General features: G+C 53.6%; 6 protein-coding genes. 2 read left to right on the top strand and 4 right to left on the bottom strand.

The window, feature by feature from the left end:
- Both QZP87_RS03340 and ldhH read left to right on the top strand, forming a co-directional pair.
- Nucleotides 1–405 (top strand): lactate utilization protein (locus QZP87_RS03340; protein ID WP_291321498.1); only part of this gene is annotated, 405 nt, incomplete at its 5' end.
- Nucleotides 405–2,558, top strand: coding sequence for an L-lactate dehydrogenase (quinone) large subunit LdhH (gene ldhH / locus QZP87_RS03335; RefSeq protein ID WP_291321497.1), 2,154 nt, complete (start codon nt 405–407; stop codon nt 2,556–2,558). The genes QZP87_RS03340 and ldhH, both read left to right, overlap by 1 nt.
- 164 nt (nt 2,559–2,722) lie before the next feature.
- Here ldhH and QZP87_RS03330 read toward each other — a convergent pair whose 3' ends face one another.
- Genes QZP87_RS03330 through QZP87_RS03315 form a run of 4 tightly spaced genes read right to left on the bottom strand, consistent with a single transcriptional unit; the run spans nt 2,723 to nt 7,697 of the window.
- The gene (locus QZP87_RS03330) at nt 2,723–4,228 is read right to left on the bottom strand and encodes a GNAT family N-acetyltransferase (protein ID WP_291321496.1); all 1,506 of its coding nucleotides are present in this window, start codon (nt 4,226–4,228) and stop codon (nt 2,723–2,725) included.
- The gene (locus tag QZP87_RS03325; protein ID WP_291321495.1) at nt 4,225–5,652 is read right to left on the bottom strand and encodes a hypothetical protein; all 1,428 of its coding nucleotides are present in this window, start codon (nt 5,650–5,652) and stop codon (nt 4,225–4,227) included. The genes QZP87_RS03330 and QZP87_RS03325 overlap by 4 nt, the downstream gene beginning before the upstream one ends.
- Nucleotides 5,649–6,461 (bottom strand): ThiF family adenylyltransferase, encoded by an 813-nt coding sequence (locus QZP87_RS03320; protein ID WP_291321494.1) that lies wholly within the window; start codon nt 6,459–6,461, stop codon nt 5,649–5,651. The genes QZP87_RS03325 and QZP87_RS03320 overlap by 4 nt, the downstream gene beginning before the upstream one ends.
- Nucleotides 6,462–6,464: 3 nt before the next feature.
- The gene (locus tag QZP87_RS03315; protein WP_291321493.1) at nt 6,465–7,697 is read right to left on the bottom strand and encodes an MFS transporter; all 1,233 of its coding nucleotides are present in this window, start codon (nt 7,695–7,697) and stop codon (nt 6,465–6,467) included.
- Between the last annotated feature and the right edge of the window lie 167 nt (nt 7,698–7,864).

The raw sequence follows: 7,864 nt of genomic DNA, 5'->3' as shown, positions 1-7,864 counted from the left end.
GGTCTGGACAGAGATGCACTGACCGGACTCCAGGCCATGGCTAAGGAAAGGGATATCAAGGTTGTTTCCTCTGGTTTGCGCAAGTACGCCTCAGGTCTTGATATGGGACTGGCTGTGGCGGATCTGGGGCTGGCTGAAACCGGAACTCTGGTGCTTGAATGTTCCTCTGAAGACCTGCGTCTGAGTTCCATGCTCTGCGAAATAAACATTCTTGTCCTGCCTGTTTCCAGAATGAGGACTGGTACGGATGAGGCGGAAGAAGAACTTTCAGCCATGATGACAAAAGGGTCGGCGTATCTGTCTTTTATAACCGGAGCCAGCCGGACCGCGGATATTGAAAGAGTTCTGGCTCTGGGGGTTCATGGTCCTCTGGAACTGCATATCCTGTTATGGGAGGATGACTGATGCTTGCCGCTGATAATATCAAGGAATATTTAAGTGAAATAGAAGAGGCCCTGCAAAACGATTTTCAGCGCAAAACCCTGGACACTTTTGCCGTGGCTTACCGGACAGGAAGAGCCAATGCCTTTGCCGGTATGGACATTCCAGGGCTGGTCAAGAATATAGCCCGGTCCAAGGATGATTCTCTGGCCAGGATGGATGAGCTTTACCAGCAGTTCAAGGAAAAAGCCCAAGCCCTGGGTGTCCATGTTCACCTGGCTGCTGACGCGAAACAGGCCAATGAAATCATTGCCGGCATCGCCCGGGAGCATCAGTGCCGCAATGTGGTCAAGTCCAAGTCCATGACAGCTGAAGAGATTCACTTAAACGCCGCCCTGGAAAAACAGGGGCTGAAAATTGTGGAAACAGACCTGGGTGAATGGATAATCCAGCTCCGCAAAGAACCTCCCTCGCACATGGTTCTGCCGGCCATCCATCTTTCCCGGTATCAGGTGGCTGATCTTTTTGAGAAAGTGACAAGTAAAAAACAGGACTCGGATATTTACAAGCTGGTCAAAGTGGCCAGGCGGGAACTGCGCAGGGAATATGTTCAGGCGGATATGGGTATCAGCGGGGCAAATTTCGCAGTGGCAGAGACCGGTTCTCTGGGAATGGTGACCAATGAAGGCAATGCCAGGCTGGTCACAACCCTTCCCCGAGTGCATGTGGCGCTGGTGGGGCTGGAAAAACTCGCGCCAAAGTTGAAGGATGCTTTGCTTCTGCTCAAGGCCCTGCCCCGCAACGCCACCGGGCAGCAGATCACCTCATATGTCACCTGGCTGACCGGCCCCAGTGAGTGCAAGAGTTCTGCGGACGGAAAAAAGATCATGCACATTGTCTTTTTGGATAACGGACGCAGAAAACTGGCCAAAGATAAAAATTTTTCCCAGGTTCTGCGCTGCATCCGCTGCGGAGCCTGCGCCAATGTCTGTCCTGTTTACCGTCTGGTGGGAGGCCATAAATACGGTTATGTCTATATCGGGGCCATCGGGCTGGTCTTAACCTATTTTTTTCATGGCCGGGACAAGGCCAGACTGCTGGTGCAGAACTGTATCAACTGCGGAGCATGCAAGGAGGTCTGCGCGGCCGGCATTGATCTGCCAGGGTTAATCAAGGACATCCATGCCCGTATTCTGGATGAGGAAGGACATCCTCCAAGATCAAAGCTGCTGGCTATGGTCCTTAAAAACCGCAGGCTTTTCCACATGCTGCTCAAGAACATGCGTTTTGCCCAGTTGCCTTTTGCGGACCGGGAGGCCCGTTATGTCCGGCATCTGCCGTCAATCTTCATGAAAGGGCAGGACTTCAGAAAGCTGCCGGTCCTGGCAGGGGCTCCCTTCAGGGATAAATGGCAGTCCATAAAACCAGCGGTATCCAGGCCGAAACTCAGGGTTGGACTTTTTTCAGGCTGTGCTGTGGATTTTATTTATCCCGAGCAGTTGGAGGCGGCAGTCAAAGTCATATCCAAAGGAAAGAGTATTGCCCAGGATCATCCTGAAAACCAGACCTGTTGCGGGCTGCCTGCCCTGATGATGGGCGAGAAAGAAGCGGCCAGGGAAACAGCCCGGCAAAATCTGGAAGCATTCAAAGAGGGCGACTTTGATTACATCGTTACTCTTTGCGCTTCATGCGCGGCTCATCTTAAATATAATTATCCAAAGCTGCTTGAGGCTGATAAAGGGCTTGAGCAGAAACTAAAAGACTTTACAGGCAAGGTCATGGATTTCAGTTCCTTTGTCCGGGATGTGATGCGCGTTTCTCCCATGCTTTTTAAAAAAACCGGTCAAAGGGTGGGATACCACGCCCCGTGTCATCTTTGCCGGGGCCTTGAAGTCAGGGAAGCTCCAAGGGCTAACATCAATCTGGTCCATGAATATATTCCCACTGACGAAGAAGAAGTCTGCTGCGGATTCGGAGGGAGTTACTCCCTGAATTTCCCGCCGGTATCCAGAACCCTTCTGGCCGGGAAAATGGCCAATCTTCAGGCTGGAGGTATCTCAGCTGTAGGCACTGACTGTCCAGGCTGCGTAATGCAGATCCGCGGGGGGATGGCCAGGGCCGGAATTGATATTGAGGTCAAACATGTGGCTGAACTAATGGCTGAACAATTGAAATAGTCAGGCTATGCTCCCTAATGGTGAATTTTCAGGTGTTTCCCTGCCCGCTGGATATTTGGATAGATACCCGGTCTGGCGAGAAAGACATTTTGCTCTGAAAAAAAAGATCATAAAAATAGATAATTACAAAAAAAATGACTGTCCAGTGACATAAAAGCAAAGAGCTAAGAATCAAAAATCTCCCGTTTCTTCCATTCTGCGCGGATGAAGCTGTGCAGCAGTTCGGCGATTTCACCTTCCGTGGAAAGGTGCTCAAGTGGGTTGGCGGCGAGGTTGAGATATTGCATGACAAGGGCATCGCCCATGGGGAAATTATCGGGTGAGATGCCTGCAAAGACATAGCCCGCCTGGGCGCACTCATCGGCGATACAGGGCGTACCCGGATGTTCCAGGTTCAGAAAAAGATAGATGGTGTCCAGTTTTTCACGGCAAAGCCGCCTGGTATTCAGTCTGATCCAGTTGGAGACTTTGTCTGAATTGGATCCCACGTCTTCGATTTCGAGAATGCCTACGTTTAGTTCAGGGATACGGCTGGTGTGCAGTTTGTGCTCTTTTTCGCTGTCGGCCTTAGTTTGCCGGTCTGCCATGTGGAAAGGTATTTTTGCGGCGCTGTAAAGCGTCTGGACGATTTCCCCATAACACTCGGGAGGAAAGATGGTTCGCATCCGCTGCTGTCCCAGGGGGAGCCATTGCAGCATCAGGCTCATCTTGCCCTGCTGAATGCCGCCTATATCCCGCAGTTCCACGTTTTGGGGACACAAGGCCAGAAACAGGCAGCAGTCGTGAAACCCACTGCTGTGGGCCAGACGCTGCGAAGCCTTGTGCCCGGTAACTGAGCGGGCCACGATATAGCCAAAACCAAGATTCCGGGCAAGGTCCACTGTGGCCTTCCATAATGCCTGCCCCACCTTGTGCCTGCGGTATTCAGGCTTGACGAAAAGGACACCGAGTTCGGCCCGGTCGGTCCGTCCCGGCGTGCACTTTAACCCGCAATGCCCCATGATCTCACCGCTGGCTCCCTCTGCAACCAGGGAGTATAATTCACTGCTTCGGTTCATCTCGGTGATTCGCTCCGGGTAGTAGATAAAACCTTCATAGGTGTGGCCATAGGTCAGGTAAGCACAGCGGGATATTTCCAAACTATCTGCGTCATGAGCTTTTCGTATGGAATAGGATTTCACTGGAGAGGCTGCTTTCAACGGTTTGTTAATGGATGTTAAGTTCTGCACGTGGCCGCCGGTCCGGTATTTAACCAACTCTGCTCTTATGCCTTCGCGTCCCATGTTGTGAAAGCGTACTTCGTCCAGGGCCCAATTTGCCAGGTGCAGGCCCAGTCCATCCAGGTCGTCATCGTCGGATTTGCTATCCGGGGAATAGGAGGGAAGCCTGTTGATGTCAAAGGGCATGCCAAGAGTCTTCAAGTGGATGACCAGGCTGTCTGCCCGGGCTTCAAAACAAAAAGAGACCGGCGGTGCATCTCCGCTCCCAGTATTAATTCTCTCCAGAAACTCCAGGATTTCCTCCATTGCCAGGCGCAGGTGAATCTGCTCGGACCGGCCGAATCCCATGGAAGCGGCCAGACTTTCGGTATAGTCCAGGGCAGCCGGAATAAAGATGCGAGCTGCTGGAAAGCTAAGAGAGGCATGGCGTACACCCCAGGAACCAGTCATGAGCTAAGCCCGGCCCATTCCGCCATACTGTGACGGAGTTCATCGCTGGAGTCCTCAACGGCCCTGGCATCTATGCCCAGGTCTCGGGCCAGCCCGGCAAGTTCCTGCGGAGTTTGCCAGTAGCCTAGCTCTTGGGAGGCGATCAGTGCCTCTGAGCGCGGTGTAAGACCAAATGCTACGGCTGCGCCCAGTTCCACCATGGATTGCGGCATGAATACTGTGCGCATAGCTTTAAAGCGCTGGAACTGGAGATAATCCTTAACCGGCTCAAGCCTGCAGCTGGTGTGAAGCAGATTGTTTTGCCCCTCAGGGGGCATCCAGCCCATCTCGCGCTGGATGATTTCCTGGGAATTTTTCCAGGTGCCGTAGGATTCGTTGGTGGCCAGCCGGGCGACAAGGGGGATGTGCATGGAGGTGTCCTTTCCGGCCAGCTGCACCAAGTCAGCCAGTTCATGGAATACCTCGGGCATGGCGTCACGCACTGCCGCATGATAATTGGTCATTTCGTCAGGCCAGCGCAGGGGCTGTTTTTGTGATCCGGGCAGGGCTCTTATTCCCAGGAAACGCAGGGTCTGTTCACGCGGGGTGAGGGGAGCTGCAGCGTTGCTGGCTGGACCTACCACATGATCCAGCACAGCTGCCTGAACATCCTCGATGCCCAGAAAGACATGGGGGATTCTTAGACGAGCAGCCATGGGGTAGAACAGAGCAAAGGCCGGTGACGGACACATGCAGGGCCAGCCGTGGGAACGCCATTTGGCCAGCATGCCTTTTCGCAGTGTGTTCCAGGGAAGGGCCCAGCGCACGAACTCCACCTCGGGCATGGTTTGCCGGGCTCGGTCAATATTGGTGTAGGCTGCTCCAGTGCAATAAGGCATATCCCAAAAAGCAGCCAGCACACGCAAGCCGAGCTTTCGTGCCAGGAGCCAGAGCATGAATGATGAGTCCTTGCCTCCCGTGTAAAGTACCATTGCGTCAAAGCGGGAGCCGCTGGTTTTTCCAGCCATACTTCGCAGTTCTTCCTCGGTTACCTTGGGGAAGGCGGAATATCCTCCGGGCTCTGCCTTTTCATAGCATTGGCAAAGGGCGCATACGCCGTGGTCATCAAACTCCAGGCCCGGAACAACGTAATCGTTGACCACGCAATTGGTGCAGGTCTGCATAGTTTGCGGAGTTTTGGCAGAACGCTTTTCTTCCGGAGGCACCAATACTTTTCTGATGACCAGATCTTTTATTTCATGGACGTCGCTGTTTTCCATCATGCCTTTAGACTCCAGGACCCGGGCCAGACTTTTTGATAGCGGCAGCAGGACTTCCCTGTGCAGCGGGGGATTGCGGACCCCGTAGTAGAGCAGATGGGGTTTTCCCTCAACATAAACTACTTTCCAGCGGTACTGCAGTACAAGGTGATGTGCAGATGTCATGATCTTGGGCCCTCCACAAGGTTATAGGTTCCGCATTCCCGGCTCAGAAGATTGGCGAATACAGCATCAGGAGCACAGACCAGCTTTGCAGGACTGCGTATTCCGGCCAGGAGCAAAGCTATTTCAAGAGCCACCAGACCGCCGTTAAAGGTTGCGATGCCTGCGCAATTGGATAGATAGTCACGCCGACCCTGGATCATGTCGGTTACAAGATGTCCGAACAGCCTGTCTCCCAGCAGTCGATGCAGGGGCAGTTTATGATCGGACCACAGGGACTGGTCTTCAGGAGCTTCATAGAGTTCTTCCAGGGTCATGCCCCTGGGATCGAGAATAAAGATGGCTGTTGCCAGTCCAGAGATGGGAGCGGTGAAGTTGTAGATTCCGGCACGGCGTACTGCCTGGGCAAACAGGGCCTTGTAGTCAAACCCCATGTAATCGATGGCATCGATGGCAACGGATGCCCCGGAGAGCTCCTGGTCCAATTCTTCTGCAGTGGCCGGAGCGTAATCGAGTACGTTGAGCTTCATGTCCGGATTGATGCGGTGAAGGAATCCGGCTGTGGCTGTAGCTTTGTTTTCCCCCAGGGTAGAGACGCGCGCCCCGAATTGACGGTTCATGTCAGGTTCATCAAAGATTCCGGGATCAAAGATGGTCATTTCACCGACCTTCAATCCGGCCAGGACCGCAGCCTCAACACCGCCCACGCCTCCTACTCCGGCCACCACCACCTTGGAATCAGTGATGCGTTTCTGCTGCGCCCTTGTGAAGGGCTTATTCAGGTTCGAAAGAAGAGTGTTTAAACTGGTCATGACTCATGCCTCCCCCGGTGTGTTCTGGTTGATTCCATGGTCAGGCTGTTCAGGAACACACCTGCCTGCGGATACATCTCTGGCTAACATTACAGGGCCGACTATAGCCAGAAACAGGGCCGCAAGGAGCAGCAGTGCCCCGCCAAAGCAGAACATGCCCCGGTAGCCCCATTGGGTCAGAGCGGGCTGCATGATCAGAGGTGAAGCAAATAGTCCGAAGAATTTGCATCCGGCCAGGATGCCAAGAGCTCTGCCAACCGCTCTGCCTGGAACAATGGTTGATATGATCACGTTCACATGAGGCATGGCAGAGCCTGTTCCCATACCTACCAGGCCAAGCCCCAGAATGATCATCAGCGGCGTGGTAGAGACGCTGACCAGACCGAAACCAAGGAACATGAGCGTACCTGAAAGAACGAACATGTTCCAGAGTTTAAAGTGTTGTGAGATGTACGCGTAGAGGCGTCCGGTAATTCCAGAGGTGATGGGAAGAATTGTCAGTACCAGACCCATGTGGGTGCTGGCGAAATAATGCTCCTGCTGGAGAAAAAAAGGGATCTGGGTGGGAATGATATTGAAAGCGGCCATGCCCAGGATGGCGAAGAAGCAGACCAGCAAAAAGCTGCCGGAAAGAGGGGAAGCTTTTTTTGATTTATCTTGTTCATGCGTTTTTGCTGTGGGTACGGATGTGTGCAATGCCAGAGGCAGCACCGCCAGAGCCAGGAGGTAAATGGAAAAGGCCCAGTGCCAGTGGATATCCGCCAAAAATCCACTGACCACAAGTGAAAGGATGACCCCGGCAGAGGTAGAGGTGGACTGTGTACCCATCATTCTCCGTCTCTCCACTGCCTTGAAACTGTCGGCTATGAGCGCAGAGTTGGCCGCCAGCAGTCCTCCCAGACTAAGGCCCAGGGCCGCACGTGCTGCCAGCAGACTCCAGAAAGGCTGCTCGAACATTCCTGATGAACCAAACACGCCCCACATTCCCAAGCCCAGGATCAGGGCCTTGCGGCGGTCCCATTTGTCGCTGAGCCAGCCAAACAGTGGCGCGCCCATGGCTGCGAAAAGGCCTGAGATGCTCACCAGCCACTTGGTCCAGAACTCAATGTCTGGAATTTCGTGGTAAGCTTCCTTGATAGCCGGCAAAGCCGGAGCCAGTGCAGGGCCGCCCATGGCCGCGAACATGGCAGTGAAAAGCAGCAGTGGCTTGAGAAGAGGGGATATCCGGGTTTTCATGAAATTTACATATGTCTGGTTTTCCAGCCCAGCTCAAAGGAACTGTCCGGAGCCCCCACGATGCGCACGTGACGTAAACCCGGGGTTTGTTCTCTTACCTGTCGGAACTCGGACTGCACCTTGGAGAACTCATCAGCATAGATATCGGCCAGCTGTTCCAGATTGGC

Source organism: Desulfonatronospira sp. (assembly GCA_003563255.1).
GTDB lineage: Bacteria > Desulfobacterota > Desulfovibrionia > Desulfovibrionales > Desulfonatronovibrionaceae > Desulfonatronospira.
This window is presented reverse-complemented; position numbering and strand designations above follow the sequence as displayed.